20 protein-coding genes are annotated in these 24,813 nt (G+C 55.0%); 6 read left to right on the top strand and 14 right to left on the bottom strand.

From position 1 onward, the window contains the following. Window positions 1–29: 29 nt before the first annotated feature. Window positions 30–1,715, bottom strand: coding sequence for an NAD-dependent malic enzyme (locus tag ACTJJI_RS21830; RefSeq protein ID WP_395523280.1), 1,686 nt, complete (start codon window positions 1,713–1,715; stop codon window positions 30–32). Between the two features lie 377 nt (window positions 1,716–2,092). Between ACTJJI_RS21830 and ACTJJI_RS21825 the strand changes: the two genes are divergently transcribed. Both ACTJJI_RS21825 and ACTJJI_RS21820 read left to right on the top strand, forming a co-directional pair. Next, complete coding sequence (locus ACTJJI_RS21825; RefSeq protein ID WP_063426991.1) at window positions 2,093–3,421, top strand: 2-hydroxycarboxylate transporter family protein; 1,329 nt, start codon at window positions 2,093–2,095, stop codon at window positions 3,419–3,421. A 121-nt stretch (window positions 3,422–3,542) separates the two neighbouring features. After that, complete coding sequence (locus ACTJJI_RS21820) at window positions 3,543–4,175, top strand: helix-turn-helix domain-containing protein (RefSeq protein WP_014832051.1); 633 nt, start codon at window positions 3,543–3,545, stop codon at window positions 4,173–4,175. A 31-nt stretch (window positions 4,176–4,206) separates the two neighbouring features. Here ACTJJI_RS21820 and ACTJJI_RS21815 read toward each other — a convergent pair whose 3' ends face one another. Next, on the bottom strand, window positions 4,207–4,506 hold the full coding sequence (locus tag ACTJJI_RS21815) for an ArsR/SmtB family transcription factor (protein ID WP_014832050.1): 300 nt from the start codon (window positions 4,504–4,506) through the stop codon (window positions 4,207–4,209). A 161-nt stretch (window positions 4,507–4,667) separates the two neighbouring features. Here ACTJJI_RS21815 and fusA point away from each other — a divergent pair, with 161 nt between their 5' ends. Continuing rightward, entirely contained in the window at window positions 4,668–6,767 is a 2,100-nt protein-coding gene (fusA, locus tag ACTJJI_RS21810) for an elongation factor G (RefSeq protein ID WP_440655539.1), read from the top strand. 35 nt (window positions 6,768–6,802) lie between these two features. Here fusA and ACTJJI_RS21805 read toward each other — a convergent pair whose 3' ends face one another. Then, on the bottom strand, window positions 6,803–7,375 hold the full coding sequence (locus ACTJJI_RS21805) for a flavin reductase family protein (RefSeq protein ID WP_046889592.1): 573 nt from the start codon (window positions 7,373–7,375) through the stop codon (window positions 6,803–6,805). A 108-nt stretch (window positions 7,376–7,483) separates the two neighbouring features. Here ACTJJI_RS21805 and nhoA point away from each other — a divergent pair, with 108 nt between their 5' ends. Then, window positions 7,484–8,320: an N-hydroxyarylamine O-acetyltransferase gene (gene nhoA, locus ACTJJI_RS21800; protein ID WP_038419511.1), complete on the top strand. Its 837-nt coding sequence runs from the start codon at window positions 7,484–7,486 to the stop codon at window positions 8,318–8,320. Between the two features lie 8 nt (window positions 8,321–8,328). On the opposite strand, the gene ACTJJI_RS21795 is transcribed toward nhoA, so the two are convergent. Together ACTJJI_RS21795 and ACTJJI_RS21790 are read right to left on the bottom strand one after the other, a co-directional pair. Then, window positions 8,329–9,282: a GlxA family transcriptional regulator gene (locus ACTJJI_RS21795; protein WP_440655538.1), complete on the bottom strand. Its 954-nt coding sequence runs from the start codon at window positions 9,280–9,282 to the stop codon at window positions 8,329–8,331. Window positions 9,283–9,331: 49 nt separating this feature from the next. Then, window positions 9,332–10,057 (bottom strand): cysteine hydrolase family protein, encoded by a 726-nt coding sequence (locus tag ACTJJI_RS21790; protein WP_440655577.1) that lies wholly within the window; start codon window positions 10,055–10,057, stop codon window positions 9,332–9,334. 229 nt (window positions 10,058–10,286) lie between these two features. On the opposite strand from ACTJJI_RS21790, the gene ACTJJI_RS21785 reads away from it, so the two are divergent. Further along, window positions 10,287–10,736 (top strand): membrane protein, encoded by a 450-nt coding sequence (locus ACTJJI_RS21785; RefSeq protein WP_046889606.1) that lies wholly within the window; start codon window positions 10,287–10,289, stop codon window positions 10,734–10,736. A gap of 76 nt (window positions 10,737–10,812) precedes the next feature. Here the strand turns inward: ACTJJI_RS21785 and narI are convergent, their stop codons facing one another. From narI to ACTJJI_RS21755, 6 genes are all read right to left on the bottom strand, one after another. After that, on the bottom strand, window positions 10,813–11,493 hold the full coding sequence (gene narI, locus ACTJJI_RS21780) for a respiratory nitrate reductase subunit gamma (protein ID WP_014832031.1): 681 nt from the start codon (window positions 11,491–11,493) through the stop codon (window positions 10,813–10,815). Further along, on the bottom strand, window positions 11,490–12,185 hold the full coding sequence (narW, locus tag ACTJJI_RS21775) for a nitrate reductase molybdenum cofactor assembly chaperone (RefSeq protein ID WP_050860636.1): 696 nt from the start codon (window positions 12,183–12,185) through the stop codon (window positions 11,490–11,492). Before narW ends, narI begins: the two co-directional genes overlap by 4 nt. Next, window positions 12,185–13,729: a nitrate reductase subunit beta gene (narH, locus tag ACTJJI_RS21770; RefSeq protein ID WP_440655537.1), complete on the bottom strand. Its 1,545-nt coding sequence runs from the start codon at window positions 13,727–13,729 to the stop codon at window positions 12,185–12,187. Before narH ends, narW begins: the two co-directional genes overlap by 1 nt. After that, a complete protein-coding gene (locus ACTJJI_RS21765; protein WP_440655536.1) occupies window positions 13,726–17,466 on the bottom strand; it encodes a nitrate reductase subunit alpha in 3,741 nt (1,246 codons plus the stop codon). The genes narH and ACTJJI_RS21765 overlap by 4 nt, the downstream gene beginning before the upstream one ends. 67 nt (window positions 17,467–17,533) lie before the next feature. After that, complete coding sequence (locus tag ACTJJI_RS21760) at window positions 17,534–18,919, bottom strand: NarK family nitrate/nitrite MFS transporter (RefSeq protein ID WP_083021962.1); 1,386 nt, start codon at window positions 18,917–18,919, stop codon at window positions 17,534–17,536. A 208-nt stretch (window positions 18,920–19,127) separates the two neighbouring features. Further along, window positions 19,128–19,703, bottom strand: coding sequence for a TetR family transcriptional regulator (locus ACTJJI_RS21755; RefSeq protein ID WP_163281181.1), 576 nt, complete (start codon window positions 19,701–19,703; stop codon window positions 19,128–19,130). Between the two features lie 116 nt (window positions 19,704–19,819). Here ACTJJI_RS21755 and ACTJJI_RS21750 point away from each other — a divergent pair, with 116 nt between their 5' ends. Then, a complete protein-coding gene (locus ACTJJI_RS21750) occupies window positions 19,820–21,307 on the top strand; it encodes an MFS transporter (RefSeq protein WP_047361799.1) in 1,488 nt (495 codons plus the stop codon). 62 nt (window positions 21,308–21,369) lie between these two features. Here ACTJJI_RS21750 and ACTJJI_RS21745 read toward each other — a convergent pair whose 3' ends face one another. From ACTJJI_RS21745 to yddG, 3 genes are all read right to left on the bottom strand, one after another. Then, entirely contained in the window at window positions 21,370–21,906 is a 537-nt protein-coding gene (locus tag ACTJJI_RS21745) for a dihydrofolate reductase family protein (protein WP_368278688.1), read from the bottom strand. A 141-nt stretch (window positions 21,907–22,047) separates the two neighbouring features. After that, a complete protein-coding gene (gene ompC, locus ACTJJI_RS21740) occupies window positions 22,048–23,121 on the bottom strand; it encodes a porin OmpC (RefSeq protein WP_368529193.1) in 1,074 nt (357 codons plus the stop codon). A 627-nt stretch (window positions 23,122–23,748) separates the two neighbouring features. Next, on the bottom strand, window positions 23,749–24,627 hold the full coding sequence (gene yddG / locus ACTJJI_RS21735; RefSeq protein ID WP_083021959.1) for an aromatic amino acid DMT transporter YddG: 879 nt from the start codon (window positions 24,625–24,627) through the stop codon (window positions 23,749–23,751). Window positions 24,628–24,813: the final 186 nt, after the last annotated feature.

The raw sequence follows: 24,813 nt of genomic DNA, 5'->3' as shown, positions 1-24,813 counted from the left end.
CTCACCGTAACGTGAGGGCAGGCTGACGGCTACAGCGCGGCCCGGCGGTACGGCGCATAATCCGCTTGCCACCAGGTCTCTTCAATCCGCGCCAGCAACATCTCATCCTCCATGGCTGGCGCAACACCTTGCTCAATGGCCGCTCTGGCGACGGCAAACGCGATATGGCGTGACACCGTTTCTATGTGATCCACCGGCGGCAATAACCCACCTTTTTCAGTCGTCACCAGCGGCGACTGTGCGGCCAGGCTGCGGCTTGCCGCCATCAGCATCTCCTCGGTGACCCGGCGTGCATGGCAGGCCAGAATACCCAGCCCCAGCCCGGGGAATACATAGGCATTATTACACTGGGCAATATCGTACTGTTCGTCCTGCCAGAACACCGGAGCAAACGGGCTGCCGGTGGCGACGAGTGCGGCGCCCTGTGTCCAGGCAATGAGATCCTGCGGTTGCGCCTCCGCACGTGATGTGGGGTTAGAAAGCGGCATAATCACCGGACGCGGGCAGTGGCGATGCATCTCTTTTACAATCTCTTCGCTGAAGAGGCCCGGCTGGCCTGAGACCCCAATCATGACCGTCGGATGCGCGTTTTTAACCACGTCCAGCAGCGAAATATTGGTCGACTCAACCTGCCAGTCGCGGATCGCCTCGCGCGCCGTGAGCAGGTTTTTCTGGAAGTCGAGGAGGTTGGTCATATCGTCAGTCAGCAGGCCAAAGCGATCGACCATAAAGACCCGACGGCGGGCTTCGGCTTCGGTTAGCCCGTCATCCACCATCAGCGCAACGATTTTTTCGGCGATGCCGCAACCGGCGGATCCGCTCCCCAGGAAGACCACGCGCTGATCGCGAACACGGGTCCCGGCAGCATGGGCGGAAGCAATCAGCGTGCCCGCGGTCACGGCGGCGGTACCCTGGATATCGTCGTTGAAACAGCACAGCTGGTCGCGGTAGCGCTGCAGCAGTCTGGTCGCGTTTTTCTGCGCGAAATCCTCAAACTGCAGCAATACATTGGGCCAGCGCTGCTTCACGGTACTGATAAACATGTCCATAAACTCGGCGTACTGATCGTCGCTGATGCGTGGATGACGCCAGCCCATATACATCGGATCGTCCAGATGCTGCTGATTATTGGTACCAACATCCAGCATAATCGGCAGGGTAGACGCCGGGTGGATCCCACCGCAGGCGGTATATAACGAGAGTTTACCAATGGGTATTCCCATCCCGCCGATCCCCTGATCGCCGAGTCCCAGAATGCGCTCCCCGTCGGTCACAACGATGACGCGAATATCATTGCGTGAAAAGCTTTGCAGCATTTCATCAATACGATGACGATTGGGCCATGAAATAAAGAGCCCCCGCGCGCGGCGATAAATTGTCGAGAAGTGTTCGCAGGCTTCACCTACCGTGGGGGTATAGATAATGGGTAACGTCTCTTTCAGGTGCGAACGCAGCAGGTTGTAAAACAGAGTCTCATTAGTATCCTGTATATTTCGCAGATAAACGTGGCGGGAAATATCGCTTTTAAAATGACAGAATTGTACCCAGGCGCGTTCGGTTTGTTCCTCGATACTTTCAACGTTGTGTGGCAACAAACCGTGCAGATTAAAGTTATCGCGTTCTTCTTTGATAAAGGCGAGTCCTTTATTTAATAACGGGTTTTCCAGTAATACAGCGCCGCTATAAGGGGTATACAGTACTTCTTTGCGAGACATGAATGACTCCTGAATTTCAATAATCGGATAAGGTTCAGTTGCAGGCGCAGGTTTATTTATGTCTGTCGTTTCGCGCTAATCTAGCGGTTAAGAATCATAGGCGTAGTGATAACGGTCACAGTCTTTCTGGTTTAAATAATTTCAAAACACCGATGTGGCGATTAAAAACTTTAGTTACGAAAAGAAGAATTAAGTTATTTAAAAAGAAATTCTCGTGCTGTTCACGTTTCCGGCGAAATCGCCATGCTAATTTCTCGATGAACCATTTTTATAAATGGCTGTTTGAATATTATTAAATATTAGAGTTTTATTAAATACAGGCTAATTACGATTTTTTCCTGTTTATTTATATCCGAACCTACTAATCCGGTGATTATATGAAAGATAATTCTGTAACCACATCTCCAGTCGCTTCACGTGTTGCTTTTGGGTTGAGCAATGCGGAAGTCGGCGCGGTCCCGTTGATGCTGTTTGTCGGGATCGCGGCCATTGTGGCCACCTCCGCGTGGGCGGGGCTCCTGCCGAAAAACATGATCGGTGGACTCGCGGTGATCATGACGCTCGGTTTTGCCTTTGCCAAAATTGGCCGACAGATCCCGGTGCTGAAAGATATTGGTGGCCCGGCAATATTGTGCCTGATGCTGCCCTCGGTGCTGGTCTATTTTGGCGTATTCGAGAAACACACCCTGGATACGGTTCACCTGTTGATGAAAGAGGCCAATCTGCTCTATTTCGTCATCGCTTGTCTGGTAGTGGGGAGCATTTTGGGGATGAACCGCGTGCTGCTGATCCAGGGGATGATCCGCATGTTCGTTCCACTGGTGGTAGGCACCCTGATGGCTGTGCTGAGCGGGTTAATTGTCGGCTCGCTGTTTGGCTATACGCCGTACCACACCTTCTTTTTCATCATCGTGCCGATTATCGGCGGCGGGATTGGCGAAGGTATTTTACCGCTGTCGCTGGCCTATTCGGCCATACTGGGCCAGACACCTGACGTCTATGTGGCGCAGCTGGCACCCGCCGCCGTAGTGGGGAATATCTTCGCGATTATCTGTGCGGGTACGCTGGCACGCCTCGGAACAAAACGTCCTGCGCTGTCGGGAAATGGCATGCTAACCCGCAGCAAAGATGACAATAGCCTGTTTGCCAGCGCCCAGAGCGTACAGCAAACCGATTTCCAGCTGATGGGCGGCGGGCTGCTGATGGTGTGCGCGTTTTTCATCGTTGGCGGACTGTTTGAGAAGCTGGTGCATATTCCCGGCCCGGTGCTGATGATCCTCATCGCCGTGCTGTGTAAATACTTCAGGGTGATCCCAGCCTCCATGGAGCAGGGGGCGCACAGCTGCTATAAATTTGTCTCCGCTGCGCTGGTCTGGCCGTTGATGATTGGCCTTGGCATGCTGTACGTGCCGCTGGAGAGCGTCGTGGCGGTCTTCTCCGTGGGATATGTGGTGGTGTGTGGTTCGATCGTGATGGCAATGGCGCTGAGCGGCTATTTTATTGCGTCGCGCCTGAATATGTATCCGGTGGAAGCGGCCATTGTCACCTGCTGTCATAGCGGGCTGGGCGGGACAGGGGACGTGGCGATTCTGTCTGCGTCGAACCGCATGTCGCTGATGCCGTTTGCCCAGATTGCGACCCGTATTGGCGGCGCATCGACAGTGATTTTCGCCACGATTCTGATGGGCTGGTTGATGGCGCACTGATCGGAAATGTCAGGAGACTGAATCGCAACGACATTTTCATCACGCCGTTGCGGTTCAGTCCTTTATAAATATCACCGTGCTGGATAGAATTACCGCATCCACAGCGACGGGATACCACACTATGACCGGAAGAGTTGATTATCAGATTGAAAAATATCTCTTTACCGAGGCTGCCGAGCCGGAGCGTTTGACGCGCCAGTGGGCAGAGGTGATGGAAGAGTGTCGTGAGCAACAGTCTGGTGCAGAGGAGCGGCTGCGTCTGGCGTTGCTTAATGTGGATTACGTCACCAGCTTCGAGCTGCCCTTCAGGCTACTCCTCACCCGTGCCCCGCAGTTGATTGACGGCATCAGGAATGAACTTCAACTCAGTCAGAAAAATGTGCTGTTCAATGGCAAGCGGTTCGGCTGCGTGTATAGCCTTAAAATGAATCTGGACGGGATCCCTGACGAATTTAGTTATCACCTGAAGACGCGTATCCAGCGAACTGATAGCGAGGGTGGGAGCGAAGTGCCTTACCGGCAAATCGCCCAGCAGGTCAAAGCCCCCCGCGAACGCCTTAAGTTAGCGCTGGAGAACGGGCTGGCGGTAACGGCACTTGACGGGCTGTTCTGGTTTGGCATTCAGCGCATTGCGGCCGATGTGCAAAGGTTACGCAAAACAGGGATGAGGATTGTCACCTCCGAGACCGAGGTCTTTGATACCCTGACGAAGACCAGCCGGCAGATCCCGGTCTATCGCCTGGAAAAAGCGTAGCGTTGCCACGGATATTAATGTAACCGCAGGGCTACTCAGCCCGCAGCAAAATTGCCATCAGCCCTGGAAAACGGGTATCCAGATCGTCTCTTCGCAATGAAATCATATTCTCCCGCCCCTGCGGGCGTTGCCAGATAACGCCGCTGTCGCGCAGCACGCGCCAGTGGTGGGTCATTGTCGATTTCACCACATCGTCCGGGCGCAGCGCGTTACAGCTGAGTTCGCTGCCATCGGCCAGTCTGCGGATAATCGACAGCCGGAGCGGGTTGCCGAGGGCAAACAGCACATTTTCCAGCAGTATTTGTTCAGGTTCAGGGTGGTTTGGGATCATCGTTTTCCTGCGTCAACGTTCAGATTGAGCTATATCAACAATAGGTCAACCGTGAAAAAATAGTTCGATAATACTCGTACAATAGGACTATTATAGCAAACGAACACACTGGCGACCATCCTGGTCGTCACAACTCAGTCTTACAGACTTAAGGAAATATTATGCCCCGACCCATCCCTCTCGAACGTTATCGCAACATCGGTATTTCCGCGCATATCGATGCCGGTAAAACGACAACCACCGAACGCATCCTGTTTTACACCGGGATGAGCCACAAGCTGGGTGAAGTACACGATGGCGCGGCAACAACCGACTGGATGGCGCAGGAGCAAGAGCGCGGGATCACCATTACTTCCGCGGCCGTCAGCTGCTTCTGGCCGGGTATGGACAGAGGGTTTGAACCGCACCGGATCAACATCATCGACACTCCGGGGCACGTGGATTTCACCATTGAGGTGGAACGCTCCATGCGCGTGCTGGACGGTGCCGTCATGGTGTACGACTCCGTGGGTGGCGTGCAGCCGCAGTCAGAGACCGTCTGGCGTCAGGCGAATAAGTATCATGTGCCGCGCCTGGCGTTCGTCAACAAAATGGACCGTCCGGGTGCCGATTTCTTCCGCGTCGTGCGGATGATGCAGGAACGCCTGAAGGCGAATCCGGTGCCCATTGTGATCCCTGTGGGAGCGGAAGAGCATTTCACCGGCGTGGTGGATCTCATCAAGATGCGTACCATTGTGTGGGATGATGCCACGCAGGGCATGGTGTTTAACTATGCGCCGGTGCCGGACGATTTGCTGAGTACCGCGCAGGAGTGGCGGGAAAAAATGGTCTCTGCGGCAGCAGAAGCCAGCGACGCGCTGATGGATAAATACCTGGAGACGGGCGACCTTGATGAGGCTGAGATCATTAAGGGGCTGCGTATTCGGACCATCTCCGGTGAAATCCAGCCGATGCTGTGCGGCAGTGCCTTTAAAAACAAAGGGGTACAGCGCATGCTCGATGCGGTGATTGAGCTGATGCCATCCCCGCTGGATGTACCGGCCATCGACGGTGTGGACGAAAAAGGGCAGCATGCGGAGCGCCATCCAAGTGATGAAGAACCGTTTTCTGCACTGGCGTTCAAACTGATGAGCGACCCGTACGTCGGGCAACTGACCTTCATCCGCGTTTACTCTGGCGTGCTGAGAAAAGGCGACGCGGTGTATAACCCGGTGAAGGGCAAGAAAGAGCGTATCGGACGCATCGTGCTGATGCATGCCAACGATCGTCACGAGGTGGATGAACTGCGCGCCGGTGATATTGCGGCCTGTGTCGGTCTGAAGGATGTGACCACCGGTGACACGCTCACCGATCCGAATGCGGTCATCACGCTCGAGCGAATGGAGTTCCCGGACCCGGTGATCTCCCTTGCCATCGAGCCGAAGACCAAAGGCGATCAGGAGAAGATGGGCATTGCCCTGCAACGCCTGGCAGCGGAAGATCCGTCGTTCCGTCTGCATACCGATGAAGAGTCCGGCCAGACGATTATCTCCGGTATGGGTGAGCTACATCTTGAGATTATCGTCGATCGCATGAAGCGTGAGTTTGGCGTCGAGGCGAACATTGGCCGTCCGCAGGTGACCTACCGCGAGACGCTGCGCAAAGCGGTGAAAGATATCGAAGGCAAATTTGTCCGGCAGTCCGGCGGTAAAGGGCAGTACGGGCATGTGGTCCTGAGCCTTGAGCCGTTAGAGCCAGGCAGTGGCTTCAAATTTGAAGATGCCACGAAGGGTGGCGTGGTGCCGCGTGAGTATATTCCCTCTGTGGAAAAAGGGCTGCGCGAAGCCATGAACAGCGGCGTGCTGGCGGGGTATCCGGTTGTCGATGTAAAAGCGACCCTGACGTTTGGGTCCTATCACGACGTCGACTCCTCGGAAATGGCGTTCCGCATGGCGGCGATCCTCGGGTTTAAAGAGGGCGCTCGCAGAGCGGATCCGGTGATCCTTGAGCCGGTGATGCATATCGAAGTAGAAACGCCGGAAGAGTACGCCGGTAATATCATGGGCGATCTCTCATCCCGTCGTGGCATGGTGCAGGGCATGGAAGAGCAATACGGCAGCCAGATTATCCGTGCTGACGTGCCGCTGGCAGAGATGTTTGGATACGCCACCACGCTGCGCTCGATGTCGCAAGGGCGCGCGACCTACACGATGGAGTTCCACCATTTTGCGGAAGCACCGCGCAATGTGGCGGATGAGATTATTGCCCGGCGTGCGAAGTAATACGTTCACCCTCTCCCCGATGGGGGGAGGGTTTATCAATCCAGCGCCTTCACCATTTTCCCACTCGTCACAAACGTCCCGGCTCCCAGATGGTGCAGGGTATTCAGCTTATCCCCGTCAAACTGCCAGCGCCCGGCGACGAACGCGCGTTCATCGGCGGCGGCTGAAACCACTTCCCCGAACAGCGTATCGTACTTTTCTGCCGCGGATGTAACGGGTAATAACCGGCACTCCATCCACGCCAGACATTTCTCTTCAATGACGGGCAGGCCGAGTGCCGGACCGTTCACCACCGGGATGCCGTAGCAGTTGAATTTGTCTTCGTCGCGCCCGCTAACGCTTCCCACCGCGTAAGTCCAGTTGGCGGCGGACACGCCGGGAATGACGATGCCAAATTGCCCGCTGCGTTCAATCAGCTCACGCGACCAGGTGCTTTTATCCACCACAATGGCGATACGCGGTGGTTCAAACTCAACGGGCATCGACCACGCGGCAGCCATAACATTACGCCTGTCCAGGGTTTCATCCCGACTGGTGATAAGCACGGTGGGGCCATGGTTTAAAAGACGGCTGGCATGACGCAATTCAACAACACGAAAGTGGCTCATAAGGTCTCCTCATCAATAACGATGAGTATGGCGAAAAAGCACGGAAATCAAAGTGGACGCGTAAAATTAGTTTATAAACAGAACATCACTGTTAAAGGAAACTGATGCATGTCCCCATTTCTGACTGCTTATTTCGCCCGCATTGGCTGGAAACAACCGGCTACTGTTGATATCGACACCTTGCGCGCGCTGCATTTACATCACAACTGTGCGATCCCGTTTGAAAATATCGATGTCGTTCTGCCGCGCGAAATACAGCTCGACGATCAAAGCCTTGTCGACAAACTGGTGAAGGCGCGTCGCGGGGGGTATTGCTTTGAACAAAATGGCTTGTTTGAGCGCGTGTTGCGCGAAGTCGGGTTTACGGTGCGCAGCGTGCTGGGACGTGTGGTATTAGCGAATCCACCGCAAATGCCGCCGCGCACGCATCGCCTGTTGCTCGTCGAACTTAACGGCGAGCGCTGGATTGCCGACGTTGGGTTTGGCGGCCAGACGCTGACGGCACCGATTCGTCTGCTTGCCAACGAAGAGCAGGAGACGCCGCACGGGCTGTATCGTCTGCTGAGCGAGGGGAACGACTGGGTACTGCAATTCCGTCACCACGAACACTGGCAGTCGATGTATCACTTTGACCTGACGACACAATATTTCAGTGATTACGTCATGGGGAATTTCTGGTCAGCGCACTGGCCGCAGTCCCATTTCCGCCATCATCTGCTGATGTGTCGCCATCTGCCTGACGGCGGCAAACTGACGCTGACCAACTTCAACTTTACCCACTGGCAAAAGGGCCATGTGGAGGAGCAGATCCATCTTCCCGATGCTGCGGCGCTGTATCAGCTGATGCAGGAACGCTTCGGGCTGGGTGTTGACGATCCGAAGCACGGTTTTTCCCTGGCAGAGTTGACGGCGGTGATGGCGGGTTTTGAAACTCACGGAAAATAGCCGCCTCGTTATCGGCCGCGAAACTCGCGCCGATAGCGAGAAGGCGAGGTGTTAAGCAGTTTGTGAAAGTGACGGCGAAAGGAGGTTGTTGAGGGAAATCCGACACGCTCGGCAATGTCATCCACAGGCTGGTCGGTTTTTTCGAGATAACGTTGTGCGACGATAATGCGCTGGTTTAGCAGCCAGCGCGAAAAGCTCTCACCGGTGGTTTGCTGAAAACGTCGGGTAAAGCTGCGACGACTCATGCAGGCTTTTTCCGCCACGCAGTCCAGCGTGAGCGCAAGCTGGAGGTTTTCCGTTGCCCAGGCCAGCGCGTCGGTAAAGTGATCTCCACGACGCGTGTTCTGAACCGGCAGTTCTACGTATTGACGTTGTCCACCCTGGCGATGGGGCGGTACCACCAGCAACCGCGCCACGCTGTTTGCCACTTCCGCGCCCCAGGCCTGACGCACCAGATGCAGACAGCAGTCGATACTGGCCGCCGTCCCCGCAGAAGTGACAACGTCACCATTGTCGATATAAAGCACGTCTTTATCCATCTGCACAGAGGGATAGAGACGCTGAAAGTCAGACGCCCAGCGCCAGTGTGTCGTCGCAGGGCGGTTTTCAAGTAGCCCGGCAGCGGCAACGACAAACGCGCCCATACACAAACCCACAATACGCGAACCCGCGGCATGCGCTTTTTGCAGGGCCTGCAGGAGATCGGGGGCCGGGGCATGCTCGGGACTGTCCCAGCTTGGGACGATCACCATATCCATTCCGGCCAACTCATCAAGCCCGCGCTCGACAACGATAGAAAATCCGGCATTGGTTTTAAGCGCGCCGGGCGTGGTGGCGCATACCACAAGCTGGCAAAGGGGCTCGCCCTCCGGCGTCAGCGCTTTTTCAAATACAGCATAGGGCACCGAAAGATGGAAAGGGATGATGCCATCAAATACCACGATACCAATTTTCAACGTCATATCAGTCTCCATGTGCCAGCCAGTATAGAAGTCTGGCTGGCGACAGGGTTCAAGTCCGGTCTGATTTTGTGACTGGCAGTGCTATAACGTCTTCAATGGTCATTATCTCAGCGAATACATCGGCAACACCGGCTAATGCCGCACGTTGCAGTGTTTTGTGATCCACCACGCCACCCTGACCGTCATCCAGATCGCGTGTTGCTGTTGCATCTTCTGGAATAATCACGCTGTAACCCAGCGGTACGGCGTCACGTGCAGTAGACGAAATGCACATGTGCGTCATCAGACCAATCACAATCACGGTTTTAATCCCTTTTTTCTTTAATTGCGCATCCAGATCGGTGCCAACAAAAGAACTGGGGGTCGCTTTGGTGATAATAGTGTCTTGCGCAGAAGGTTGCAGATCTTTATGGAATTGCGCATAGACAGACCCTTCGGCGAACAGCGGGCTATCCTTTGGCGCTATATGACGCACGAAGTACACCTGCATTCCTTTCTGATGGGCATAGTTAACCAGCTTTTGACTGTTCTTCAGTACCTTATCGCCATCAGGGATCACCATCTGACCACGAAAATCTTTACCTGCGTAATATTCGTTTTGGATATCCACCACGATTAACGCCGTTTGTGAGGCGGATAAAGACGAAGTCGCCGTTGCGCCTGTCATTGCACGAATGGTTTTGCTATTCGTGCCGGTCGTTTCCTGCGCGGTAGCATAAGTGGGAAAAGTGCTCATCATGCCGATCAGCAATGCAGTACGAAAAAATGGTTTCATCACGCGAACTCCTTCTGTGTTGTGTTCGGGAGCCATTATTCCGCACAGTTGCTCACAGTATGAGTCACCTGGCGAACCAATAACGATACTTTTGGGCCATTATGAGACGATATTTCGTGGTGGAATTTTCTTCTGCAAAACGGCATGCTTCAGTCTTAATCGCCCGGTGGCGGCTACGCCTTACCGGGCCTACAGCCCACGCGGCGGCATTACTCGAAGGTATGTTGATATGGAAATCGTTTTGCGAAATAAATTCAGTTCATTGGGTATGTTGCTGGGAGGAATTGCACTCATTCTCTCAATTGTCCAGTTTTCATTCGGACCGTTTTCGCCAAAGCCGCCAGCGCTTGAAGCTATGGTTGCTGAGAAGGTTTCGGCTGTAAAACAAGGGATAATTGCGGGGCTAAAGGGGGAGCGTCCTGCCGCCCGAACCGAAAAAACGACGGTTGATATCGACCGCATTCTTCTTAACGCCGGGATTATTCTCGCTGTTGTGGCACTGGGACTTTCGTTCATCGGAGGGATGTGCAAGGAGAGCCGTTGGGGGATCTGCGGGGCGCTTCTTTTCTCAGGGCTAACGCTAACGTTCCATGCTGTGCTACTTGCATTCGGATTGATCGTCGCGGTGCTGTTGCTGTTATTTATTCTCTCTCTGGTAACCGGAGGGTCAGTAACTTGACAGTAAAGCCCGGTGGCGGCTACACCATACCGGGCATAACGTAGGTCGGGTAAGGCGTAGCCGCCACCCGACAAAATCAACGGCGCGATCTCACCACCTGGTACCGACGGGTAAAGTACTCAAACGGCGCGCTCCATACGTGTACCAGACGGGTGAACGGGAAGATGAGGAAGATGGTCATCCCCAGCACCAGATGAACGCGGAAGATGGGGGCCACGCCGCTCAGCATTTCCGATGAGCCGCCCTTAAACGTCACAATTCCCTGTGCCCAGCCGACCAGCTTCATCATCTCGCTTCCGTCAGGATACTGGGCGGAAAAGGGGATAGTGGTCAGCCCCAGAATGCACTGGATCAGCAAAATACTCATGATAATGATATCCGGCGTGGTGGACGTGGCGCGCACGCGCTGATTGAACAGGCGACGGTATAGCAGCATGGACCCGCCAATCAGCGTCAGCACGCCGCAAATCCCCCCTGCAATCATGGCTAACTGCTGCTTAACCGCGACGGGTAAAAACCAGGCATACATCCAGTGCGGGGTGAGCATGCCGAACAGGTGCCCGAAGAAAATCCCCAGGATCCCAATATGAAACAGGTTAGAGGCCCAGTTCATACCGCGTTTGCTGAGCATCTGGCTCGATGAGGCGCGCCAGGTGTATTGCCCGTAGTCGTAGCGCAACCAGCTGCCAAGGAAAAAAACGGTAGCGCAGATGTAGGGATAAATGTCATAGAAAAAGACGTTCAGGTAATGTGTCATTTTGGGCCTCCGGCGCTGACGTCCACGTACTGCGGGGCGACGTCCTGGCTAAAGCGTCGTTGATAGTGCTGCATCGGCGAGCTGTCGCACGATGTGGCGTTGTCTTCGATAAACTTGACCTGTTCCTCTTCCCAGACGGCATCCAGCGCCTGGCGGGTATCATCCCGTTTTTCACCGGACACCTGTTTCGCCACGCTGTCGCTGGAAAGCCGCGTTCCCGCCAGCACCAGCAGGGCATCGAACAGCTGATAATGGGCCACGCCGCGCTGCTTCAGCCGTCCGCCAATCAGCGCCAGGATCGGCGCGACGTTCTGCAATCCTTCGCGCGCTTCGTCGTCCTTAACGATACTGAGGTACTCCAGGTAGAGCGGCAGGTAGTCCGGCAGCTCGCGGCAGTCGAGCTGTAGTCCGGCTTTCTCATACTGCCCCATGAGGTCGACCATCGCCTGACCGCGATCGCGGGATTCAGCGTGAACGTGCTCGAAAAGCAGCAGCGAGGTCGCGCGGCCACGCTCAAACACCTCACACCACTCGGCCTGTTTATCCAGCAGCGGGGCGCTCAGGTGCTGGCGGGCAAACGACAGCAGCATGGGGGCGTCCTGCTCAATGAGCGAAAGCGCTTCTTCGCGATTTTCCCACAGGGTCTCATCGGGATACTCAATCAGCAACGCGATGATTTTGAGGATCTGCATTACTCTCCCTCCCCATGTTCGCGCACCTCGGTGATGTTGATGGCATCAATCCGGCTGCTGTTGAAGAGGTTAAATTTAGTGTCAGAGCCGTGGCAGCCGTCGCCAAAGGTGAAGCCGCAGCCGTTTTTCTCCGGGAAGGCGTCGCGCGCCATTTCGCGGTGGCTGGTCGGGATCACGAAGCGATCTTCGTAGTTGGCGATGGCCAGATAGCGGTACATCTCTTCAACCTGCGCTTCGGTCAGGCCGACCTCTTCGATGGCGCGGGTATCGGTCACGCCTTCGACGGTCTGGGAGCGTTTGTAGTGTCGCATCGCCATCATGCGCTTCAGGGCGCGCAGCACCGGGCCGGTATCGCCCGCGCTAAGCATGTTCGCCAGATACTGTACCGGGATACGCAGGTTCTCCACCGCCGGGAGCACGCCATCGCTCATCGGCAGGCCGCCCGCGTCAGCGTAAGACTGAATCGGTGACAGCGGCGGCACATACCAGACCATCGGCAGAGTGCGGTATTCCGGGTGCAGCGGCAGGGCCAGCTTCCAGTCCATCGCCATTTTGTAGACCGGGGAGCGCTGGGCCGCATCGATCACGTTCTGTGGAATACCCTGTTTAACCGCTTCCTCAATGACCGCCGGATCGTGCGGATTCAGGAACACGTCGCACTGGCGCTCATACAGATCGGTTTCATGTTCGGTACTGGCCGCCTCTTCAATGCGGTCCGCGTCATACAACAGTACGCCGAGATAGCGGATGCGGCCGACGCAGGTTTCCGAGCAGACGGTCGGCTGGCCGGATTCAATGCGCGGATAGCAGAAGATGCATTTTTCTGACTTGCCGCTCTTCCAGTTAAAGTAGATTTTTTTGTACGGGCAGCCACTGATGCACAAACGCCAGCCGCGGCATTTGTCCTGGTCAATCAGCACAATACCGTCCTCTTCGCGTTTGTAAATCGCCCCGCTCGGGCAGGTGGCAACGCAGCTTGGGTTCAGACAGTGCTCGCACAGACGCGGCAGGTACATCATGAAGGTGTTTTCAAACTGGCCGTACATCTCTTTCTGGATCTTGTCGAAGTTGCGGTCGCGGGCGCGTTTTTCGAACTCGCCGCCCAGCAACTCCTCCCAGTTGGGGCCCCAGACGATTTTGTCCATCCGCTTGCCGTCAATCAGGGAGCGCGGGCGGGCAGTAGGGAGGTGATCGCCTTCCGGGGCGCGGTGCAGATCCTGATAATCGAAGGTAAAGGGTTCATAGTAATCGTCAATCTGCGGCAGGACAGGGTTAGCGAAAATTTTCGACAGTACGCCCATTTTGCCGCCGAGACGCGGCGTGAGTTTGCCGTGAATACCGCGGATCCAGCCACCTTGCCACTCCTCCTGGTCTTCCCAGTTTTTCGGGTAGCCGATCCCCGGTTTGGTCTCGACGTTGTTGAACCACGCATATTCCATCCCTTCACGCCCGGTCCAGACGTTTTTGCAGGTGACCGAGCAGGTGTGGCAGCCAATGCATTTATCGAGATTCAGTACCATGCCAACCTGTGAACGTATTTTCATTTTTTCGTCTCCTGTACCTGATCCCGACCTTCGCCATCCAGCCAGTTAATGTTTTTCATTTTGCGGATCATGATGAATTCGTCGCGGTTGGAGCCAACGGTGCCGTAATAGTTGAAGCTGTATGCCAACTGGGCGTAACCGCCAATCATGTGCGTCGGTTTCGGGCAGACGCGGGTCACTGAGTTATGAATACCGCCCCGGCGTCCCGTCACCTCTGAACCGGGAATGTTAATAATGCGCTCCTGGGCGTGGTACATCATGGTCATACCCGGCGGCACGCGCTGGCTCACCACCGCGCGGGCGGTGAGGGCGCCATTGGCGTTGAAGGCTTCAATCCAGTCGTTATCTTCAATACCAAATTCTCTGGCATCGGTTTCGCTGATCCAGACAATCGGCCCGCCGCGCGACAGGGTCTGCATCAGCAGGTTTTCACTGTAGGTGGAGTGGATGCCCCATTTCTGGTGTGGCGTCAGGAAATTGAGCGCTTTTTCCGGGAAGCCGTTCGGCGGGATCTCGCGCATATGGCTGACGCTACGGGTATCAATCGGCGGACGGTAGGCCACCAGACTTTCGCCGAAGGCGCGCATCCACGGGTGATCCTGATACAGCTGCTGACGGCCGGAGAGGGTGCGCCACGGGATCAGCTCGTGAACGTTGGTATAACCTGCGTTATAGGAGACGTGCTCGCTTTCCAGACCGGACCAGGTCGGGCTGGAGATGATTTTGCGCGGCTGCGCCTGAATATCGCGGAAGCGGATCTTCTCGTCTTCTTTATTCAGCGCCAGATGGGTGTGATCGCGCCCGGTCAACTCGCCGAGCGCTTCCCAGGCCTTTACCGCCACCTGGCCGTTGGTTTCCGGTGCCAGGGCGAGGATCACCTCAGAGGCGTCAATGGCGGTTTCAATACGCGGTCGGCCTTTCGCCGGACCGTCGGATTTGACGTAGTTCAGCTTGCCGAGGAACTCGACCTCGCTTTGCGTGTTCCACGAAATGCCTTTCCCGCCGTTGCCGAGCTTATCCATTAGCGGGCCAAGGGAGGTAAAGCGTTCCCATGTCTCGGGGTAGTTACGCTCGACGACCGCGATGTTCGGTGCGGTTTTGCCGGGGATCAGATCGCATTCGCCTTTGCGCCAGTCCTGAATATCAAACGGCTGTGACAGTTCCGCCGGGGAGTCATGCTGCAGAGGCTGCAACACGACGTCCGTTTCCGTACCGAGATGGCCGACGCACACGTCAGAGAAGACTTTGGCGATGCCTTTGTAGATCTCCCAGTCGCTGCGTGATTCCCACGCCGGGTCGACGGCGGCAGAGAGGGGATGAATAAACGGATGCATGTCCGAGGTATTCATGTCGTCCTTTTCATACCAGGTGGCGGTCGGCAGGACGATGTCAGAGAACAGGCAGGTGCTGGACATGCGGAAATCGAGCGTCACCAGCAGGTCAAGTTTGCCCTCAATGGCGTTGGTTTGCCAGTCGACCTCTTCGGGCTTGACGTCATCGGTCGAGCCTAAATCTTCCCCCTGGATCCCGCTTTCGGTACCGAGCAAATACTTGAGCATGTACTCGTGGCCTTTACCGGAGGAGCCAAGCAGGTTCGAGCGCCAGACAAACAGGTTGCGCGGGTGGTTTTTTCCGCTGTCAGGCTGCTCGCAGGCGAAGCGGATATCGCCCGATTTTAACGCCTGAGTAGTGTAATCCTGCGGCGACAGGCCTGCTGCCTCTGCGCGGGCTTTAATATGCAGCGGGTTGAGGTTGAGCTGCGGCGCCGACGGCAGCCAGCCCATACGCTCGGCGCGGACGTTGAAGTCGATCAGGTGTCCGGTGAATCGGGATGCATCCGCCAGCGGGGAGAGCAACTCCTGCGCCGTCAGCTTCTCATAGCGCCACTGGCTGGCGTGGTTGTAAAAGAATGAGGTACTGTTCATCTGCCGCGGTGGGCGGTTCCAGTCCAGCGCGAAGGCCAGTGGCAGCCATCCGGTTTGCGGACGCAGCTTTTCCTGGCCCACGTAGTGCGACCAGCCGCCACCGCTTTGGCCTACGCAGCCGCAGAAGACCAGCATGTTGATCATCCCACGGTAGTTCATGTCCATGTGGTACCAGTGGTTTACCCCGGCCCCGAGAATGATCATCGAACGCCCGTGCGTCTTGTGCGCCGTGTCAGCAAATTCACGGGCAATCTTTTCGATCAGGTGAGCCGGTACGCCGGTGATCTGCTCGCCCCAGGCCGGTGTATACGCTTTAATCTGACCATAACTTTCAGCCGCGTTACTGTCTTCGAGGCCGCGGTCGAGACCATAGTTCGCCAGTACAAGATCGTACACGCTGACCACATGTTTCTGGCTGCCATCGGCAAGCGTCAGGATTCTGCTCGGCACGCGGCGGGTCAGCACCGGCTCCTGCTTCACGCTGCGAAAATGCGGGTTCTCATTGCCGCCAAAGTAGGGGAAGGCGACATCCGCCACGCTGTCATGGGTGATCAGCAGGGAAAGAGTCAACTCCGTTTCCTGACCCGCCGCCAGCGATTCCAGGTTCCATTTGCCTTTTTCGCCCCAGCGGAAGCCAATGGAACCGTAAGGAACCACCAGATTACCGGCAATATCAAAGGCGACGGTTTTCCACTCCGGATTATTGGTTTCGCCCAGCCCGTCGACAAGGTCGGACGCCCGCAGCATGCGTCCCGGCACCAGACGGCCATCGGCCTGTTCATCCAGCAGAACCAGCATTGGCATATCGGTATAGCGGCGGCAGTAGTTAAGGAAATAGTCGCTGGGATTATCGAGATGGAACTCTTTGAGGATCACGTGACCCATGGCCATCGCCAGTGCACTGTCAGTCCCCTGTTTGGGGGCGAGCCACTGGTCGCTCAGTTTGGCAACTTCAGAGAAGTCCGGGGTAATGGCGACAGTTTTGGTCCCTTTATAACGTACCTCGGTAAAGAAGTGGGCGTCCGGGGTGCGCGTCTGGGGAACGTTGGAGCCCCAGGCGATGATATAGCTGGAGTTGTACCAGTCGGCGGACTCCGGCACGTCGGTCTGCTCGCCCCAGGTCATGGGCGAGGCGGGAGGCAGGTCGCAATACCAGTCATAGAAACTCAGGCAGGTACCGCCGAGCAGAGAGAGATAGCGGGTACCGGCGGCGTAAGAGACCATCGACATCGCCGGAATTGGTGAGAAACCGGCCACGCGGTCCGGACCATAGTGCTTGATGGTCCAGACGTTGGCGGCGGCAATCAACTGGTTCAGTTCTTTCCAGTTCGAGCGGATAAAACCGCCGCGTCCGCGCGCCTGTCTGTAGCTCTGCGCTTTTTGTGGATCATTTTGAATGGCATCCCAGGCCAGTACCGGATCGGTGTGCTGCGCCAGTGCCTCGCGCCAGAGTTCAATCAGCCTGCGGCGTACCAGCGGATATTTGAGGCGGTTGGCGCTGTACAGATACCAGGAGTAGCTCGCGCCACGCGGGCAGCCGCGCGGCTCATGGTTAGGCAGGTCCGGACGGGTGCGGGGGTAATCGGTCTGCTGGGTTTCCCATGTCACCAGGCCGTTTTTGACATAAATCTTCCAGCTGCAGGAGCCGGTACAGTTCACGCCGTGGGTAGACCGCACAATCTTGTCGAACTGCCAGCGCTGGCGGTAGCTGTCTTCCCAGTCCCGGTTGGTGTGATAGACCTGCCCGTGCCCATCGGCGAAGCTGTCGCCTTTTGTTTTGAAATAACGAAAGCGATCCAACAGTTTGCTCATGACATTTCTCCTGCTTCGATAGCATGGCCGGAAAGCGCTGCATCACGCTCCGGCGAAGAGGTAGTTATTATTTTTGTGAGGATTTACGGCCGTATACCAGCCAGGTGACGAGCACACAGACGATGTAAAAGACGAGGAAGACTTTCATGGCGCCGACCGGCGACCCGGTCATCGCCAGCGAGGTGCCAAAGGCCTTGGGAATGAAGAACCCGCCGACGGCACCGATGGCGGAGATAAAGCCCAGCGCGGCGGCGGTCTCCGTCACGGCTTCATGCTGCGCCTGCTCGTCGGTGCCGCCTTGCTTTTTCACCCGGTCGAGTGTGATTTGGCGGAAAATAATGGCGATCATCTGGAAGGTCGATCCGCTGCCCAGTCCGGCGGTGAGGAACAGCCCCATAAAGACCAGATAAAACGCGACAAAGCTGCCGGAGCCCGAGCCGGGCAGGGTCAGAAAGATCAGGGCGCTAAAGATGGCCATAAAGACAAAGTTGATAAGCGTGACGCGCACACCGCCCAGCCTGTCGGAGATCATACCGCCCGCTGAACGCGCCAGCGCACCAATCAGGGGGCCAAAGAAGGCAAGATGAAGGATATTCACGTCCGGGAACTGGGTTTTTGACAGCATGGCAAAACCAGCCGAAAACCCGATAAATGAGCCAAAGGTTGCCAGATAGAGCAGGCTCAGCAGCCAGAGGTGAAATCGCTTAAGCACCGGAAGCTGGCTGGCGATAGAGGCTTTTGAACTGGCGATGTCGTTCATGCCAAAAAACGCCGCAATGGTTGCCAGCAGCAGAAGCGGGGCCCAGACCCAGGCTGCGTTCGCCAGCCACATGGAAGAACCGTCCTCCTGGGGCACCCCGTTCACCCCCAGAAAGGTGAACATGGGCAGAAAAATGACCAGTGGCGCGACCAACTGCATCACGCTGACGCCCAGATTACCCAGTCCGCCATTGATCCCAAGGGCGCTGCCCTGTCTGGATTTTGGGAAGAAGAAGCTGATGTTGCCCATGCTGGAGGCAAAGTTGGCGCCAGCAAACCCGCAGAGCAGGGCAATCACGATAAAAATCCAGTAAGGCGTCGCGGTGTTCTGAATGGCTATTCCCAGCCAGACGCAGGGAATAATCAGGATGACGGTACTCAATACTGTCCAGTACCGTCCGCCAAATATTGGCACCATAAAAGAGTAGGGGACGCGCAATATCGCGCCGGAGAGAGAAGGTAATGCCGTTAACATAAAAAGCTGATCGGTGGTGAAATTAAATCCGACCTTATTCAGATTAACCGCAATGGCACTAAATAACATCCACACGCAAAAGGCTAATAGCAGGCAAGCCACAGAGATCCATAGGTTTCTTCGCGCGATATGTTTGCCTTTATTCTCCCAGAATTGCGGATTTTCCGGTTTCCAGTTACTTAAAAGATGGTGATGATTCTTCTCACTTTGTTGTGACATATCGCCCTCTTGCTTACCTAAATGAAGATATAAAAATAAGTAAAAACAGCCAGATATGTGAAGATTTGTTATGGAGTTTATTGGAAGTATTGAGATACATCTGAAAGGATAGATAAAAAAGCGAACCCCAGAGTCTGGAATAGAAACAGGGGAACGCTTAATGTGTTACTAATTGTAACGGTGTGATGAAATTACTCACAACGGAGTATTAAAAAAGCTCCAGAGAAATTAATTTATCAAGATGATTATTAAACGCAGTGTCATCCATTTCGGGCATGTTTAATATATACAGACCGTCAAGGCCACACACCAGGCCAATTAAACGCCAGGCAATACTTTCTGCCGGGTCTCCGGAACGGAATACGCCTGCATTCCTGCCAGCCTCAATGAGGGCAACGGTCTCCTGATGCCACATCTCCATTGTCAGCACATACGCGCCTTTGATTTCCACGTCGCGGGTGGCCAGGATCTGCGCTTCACGCCAGAGGCGAATGTAGGGTTCAAACCTGCCATCATCGCTACCGAGCATGGCATGCAAACGCGCCCGCCAGCTGGCGTGTTCACCGGGCCCATCCGCATCCAGCAGTTCGCGGATCAGCCGGACGAAGGCCAGCGATTTTAACTCACCGCCGGAGGTGAAATGGTGATGCACTTGCCCGGTTGCGACACCGGCTTCGGCCGCGATGCGGCGCACCGTCATGGCGGTAAATCCTTCGGCCAGCGCCACGCGCATGGCGGCCTGTAAGATCTCTTCCCGTCTTTCATCCCTGGTCAGATAACCCATTTTCTCTCACTCTTAAATGGCAATGAAACGAGTGTAACAAAGAGCTGGACAAGTGTTCAACATTCCGTAGGATCGCATCCTGGACATGTGTCCATTTTTATATAAAAAGGAAATTTATGTTTCGTCAGTGGTTAGCGTTAGTGATTATCGTGCTGGTGTATATCCCGGTGGCGATTGACGCGACGGTGCTGCACGTGGCGGCGCCGACATTGAGCATGACGCTGGGCGCCAGCGGTAACGAATTATTGTGGATCATCGATATCTACTCCCTGGTGATGGCGGGTATGGTGCTGCCGATGGGGGCACTGGGCGACCGCATCGGTTTTAAACGGCTGCTGATGATCGGCAGCACGCTGTTTGGCCTGTCATCGCTGGCGGCGGCCTTTGCCCCTTCTGCAGGCTGGCTGATCGCCGCGCGCGCCTCGCTGGCAATTGGCGCGGCAATGATCATACCGGCAACCCTTGCGGGTATACGCACCTTGTTTGTTAACGTGCGGGATCGCAACATCGCGCTAGGCGTCTGGGCCGCGGTCGGCTCCGGTGGGGCGGCGTTTGGTCCGCTGATCGGCGGCATGTTGCTGGAGCATTTTTACTGGGGATCGGTCTTTTTAATCAACGTGCCGATCGTGCTGGTGGTGGTGTCACTTGTTGCGGTCTATGTTCCGCGTCAGCAAGGGCGACCTGAGCAGCCGCTCAATATCAGCCATGCCGTCATGCTGATTGTGGCCATTTTACTGCTGGTCTATAGCGCGAAAACGGCGCTGAAAGGGGTACTTTCACCGTGGCTTGTGGCCTGTACGCTGCTCACCGGCGCGGTATTGCTGTTTATCTTCGTGCGTATTCAGCTTCGCGCCCGCGTGCCGATGATCGACATGCGCCTGTTTTGCCATCGCATCATTTTAAGCGGGGTGGTGATGGCGATGACCGCCATGATCGCCCTGGTGGGGTATGAATTGCTGATGGCCCAGGAGCTGCAGTTTGTGCATGGCTTTACCCCGTTTGAAGCGGGCATGTTCATGCTGCCGCTGATGGTCGCCAGCGGGTTCAGCGGCCCGATTGCCGGGATACTGGTAGGTCGTCTGGGACTGCGCATGGTAGCGGCAGGCGGAATGGGGCTGAGCGCCGTCAGCTTTATTGGCCTGTCGATGCTCGACTTCAGCACGCAGCAGTGGCAGGCGTGGTGTCTGATGGTGCTGCTTGGCTTCAGCGCCGCGAGTGCGCTGCTGGCCTCCACCTCGGCAATCATGGCGGCGGCGCCGAAAGAGAAAGCCGCCGCTGCCGGGGCGATTGAAACCATGTCCTACGAACTGGGCGCGGGGCTGGGGATTGCGATATTTGGTCTGTTGCTGACCCGCAGCTTCTCGGCGTCGATTGAACTGCCGCAGGGCTTACCTTCAACGCTGGCTGATAAAGCCTCGTCATCCATTGGCGAAGCGATGAAGGTCGCGCAGGATCTCAGCCCGGCGCTCGGTGAAACCGTTATTGAGGCGGCAAAAACGGCGTTTATCACGTCGCACAGCTTAGCGTTAGGCAGCGCCGGTGGGATGTTATTGCTGCTGGCGGTGGGGATTTGGTTTAGCCTGGCGAACGCGCCGCAACAGTAAATGCAAGCCCGAAGGCGCTGCACCTTCGGGCTTTTCACTCCTGCTTCAGTGACGCGGTATCGTTATCGCGTCAGCCGATAGTGCGACTGCACCAGACCCGACGGGAAGCTGCGGGTGGATAAAAGCGTTAAATCGATATCCCGGGGCAGCGAGCCGAACAGCGGCTTGCCTGAGCCGATCAGGACAGGAACGGTGGTGATCACCATATCGGCCACCAGTCCTTCGCGCAGAAACGACTGGATCACCTGTCCGCCATCAATATAGACGCGGTGTGCGTTCTGCGCTGCCAGCTCAGCAAGCGCTTCCTTTGGGGGACGGCGGGAGAACTGCACTTTACCTTTCAGCGCCTCGGGCACCTCGGTGTCAGCCAGCTGACTGGAGAGCACCAGCACGGGTCGGTTATAGGGCCATTGGTCAAAGGTCAGCACTTTCTCATAGCTTCCCCGGCCCATCACAATCCAGTCTTTGTCGGCAATGAACGCATCATAACCATGATCTTCCGTTGGATCATCGCGCTGGAGTAGCCAGCCGATATCGCCATCCTGGCGGGCAATGTAGCCATCAAGACTGACGGCGATAAAAACGTGGGTGGTAATCATCGAGGGCTCCCTGTTCAGGCTGTGACGTTAGGACAGTGACGACAGAGCAGTATACCGGAACCAGGGGATGACAATCAGTAGAGCGGGCGAAGGGGCAAAAAAAAGCCAGCCGCAGGGGCTGGCTTTCTGGTGTGACAAATCTTAGAACTGGTAGGTCAGACCTACAGCAACGATATTGTCGGTAGCGATTTTAGCGTCTTTGGTGAACGTATTGTCGTCCAGCAGGTTGATTTTGTAATCAACATAGGTAGACATGTTTTTGTTGAAGTAGTAGGTCGCGCCAACGTCAACGTATTCCACCAGATCCTGGTCGCCGTAAGAACCGATGTCTTTACCTTTGGATTTCAGGTAAGCGATGGACGGACGCAGACCGAAGTCGAACTGGTACTGAGCCACAACTTCGAAGTTCTGTGCTTTGTTCGCAATGTGGCCGTCACCGAAAGCCGTCATATTACGGGTTTCAGAGTAGGTGGTTGCCAGGTAGATGTTGTTCGCATCGTACTTCAGACCGGCTGCCCACACTTCTGCGTTCTCGCCACCTGCGTTCAGGTTGCTTGCCGCACGAACCTGACGGTCAGTACGGTCAGATTTCGCGTAGGTTGCACCCGCTGCAAAGCCGTCGAATTCATAGGTAGAAGAGAGACCCCAGCCGTCACCGTTAGATTCGGTGATGTCGTTACGGTCGTTTTTACCCTGGTACTGAGCGGCAACGTTCAGACCGTCAACCAGACCGAAGAAGTCGGTGTTACGGTAAGTCGCTACGCCAGTCGCACGCTGAGTCATAAAGCCATCAGTCTGGGTCCAGGTATCGCCACCGAACTCAGGCAGAACGTCAGTCCATGCGCCGATGTCGTACGCCACGCCGTAGTTACGGCCGTAGTCGAAGGAACCGAATTCGTTGAATTTCAGACCTGCGAACGCCAGACGCGTTTTGTTACCGTCAGCACCCTGGGATTCAGAGCGGTTGCCCTTGAACTCATATTCCCACTGGCCGTAACCGGTCATCTGGTCGTTGATCTGAGTTTCGCCTTTGAAGCCCAGACGAACGTAGGTTTTATCACCGTCGTTGTCAGTATCATCAGAGAAATAGTGCAGACCTGTGACTTTACCGTACAGATCCAGCTTGTTACCGTCTTTGTTAAAAACTTCAGCTGCGTTTACAACGCCTGCTGCCAACATGGAAGTGACCGCCACTGCAACTAATTTAAGTTTCATCTTAAATATTCCTTATAATTTTCTTGGGTATTTCCTGAACCATTTCGAACGATTTCTAAACGAGGCTGTTCGTCAATGGCAGACTATTTTTAAAAATCTTGTAGCCTGCTTTCAATAATAAGTTTCAAAATATTAAAGATAATTTCAATTAGTGTGATCGCGATCGGGTAAATTTCAGTCCGAATGAATGAATTGACTGGAATTCATTCAATTGGTGCGTATTTTTACGCCATATTGGTTGTGGGAGATATAATTATTAGTGACTTTATTTCAGAAGGGTAATAGTCGCTATCTCCGAGCTTTACTGGAGTGGTGTGCAGTGATTTTATATTTATATCAATAACTTGCCATGAGGAATGCTCGGTTGATATGAGGCTTTTGATTAAATGTTTAGAAAGGGATTATTTGATTTTTTGCAATCCCCTGTGTGATTGTTTGGCCATTACTAATTACGCCGGGGTGTCAGTTTATGTCAATTATCAACATTCGCTCTTTACGAATAACAGAGACTATAAACAGAATCTAAACCACTTTCTATTATTTTGCTAAAGAGTCTGATGGGTATCGCATTTTAAATTTATGTTAACTTTGTTGCTGGAATGTAATTTCCCCGGCATCAGAAAAGCCTTATTTCCGGGTGGCATACCAGCACAGCAGGGACCCGACAGAGACCATGATTGCGCCTTGCCAGAAAGAGAACGACAGCGGGGAGTTTAGCAACACTGCCGCCAGCGCAGCAGATAATACCGGAGTGAAATAGGACGCGGCCGCCAGCACCGTGACGTTACCGTGAAGAATACCGATATTCCACGACGCATAGCCAAATCCCAGCGCGACGCCGCACATGAGTAATTTTAACACCACCGGCACGCTGAAGACCATGTCCGGTTGATCGCTCAGGGCATATTTCACCCACAAACTCAGCGCGGTAAGCAACACAAAGAGCGTGATCCCGTTTTGTCCTTTGGCATATTTACTGGTTACCGTGCAGTACGCCGCCCAGATAAACGCGCCGGCAAATGCAAGGGCATAGCTGAGGGGGCTGGAGACAACATTGCGGATAATCTCATTCACCTGCAACCCCTGTTCGCCGCCCAATACCCAGCACACACCGAGTAAAGAGAGGGCTAAACCTGGGATCACCCAAAGGGACGATTTCTGCCCGTTAAACAAAATGGCAAACACAATGGTCAGGCTCGGCCAGAGATAATTCACCATGCCGACTTCAATCGCCTGCGAACGCGTAGCGGCATAACCTAACGACAGCGCCAGGCAAATTTCGTAGCTGACAAACAGTACGCTACCGGCAATAAGATACCGGGGAGTGAAGCGCCGGATATCAGGAAATCCTACTGTCACCAGACAGAGTAAACCACTGACGGTATAAATCATGGCGGCGCCCCCCACCGGCCCAAGTCCCTCGCTCACGCTGCGAATCAGGCCCACCATGGTGCTCCATAACACTATCGCCGCCAGTCCAGTCAGCGTTGCTCTTTTCCTGTCCATACCCTTGCCATCACGATAAAAACGAAAGGCAAAATTTATAGCATTAATCCCCTGACGGCTGCGAATTATTCTCTTAAGCCGTTAATCAAAAAGAGGTATTCAAAAGGGTGGTGGGTGACTATTAAGGGGGCGAACACCGGCGACCTTGATTTGACGCAAAAAAAACAGGGGCTTTGCTGTTAGTTT

Origin of the sequence: Enterobacter sp. 22466, from assembly GCF_052044775.1 — a bacterium.
Taxonomy (GTDB): Bacteria; Pseudomonadota; Gammaproteobacteria; order Enterobacterales; family Enterobacteriaceae; genus Enterobacter; species Enterobacter dissolvens.
This window is presented reverse-complemented; position numbering and strand designations above follow the sequence as displayed.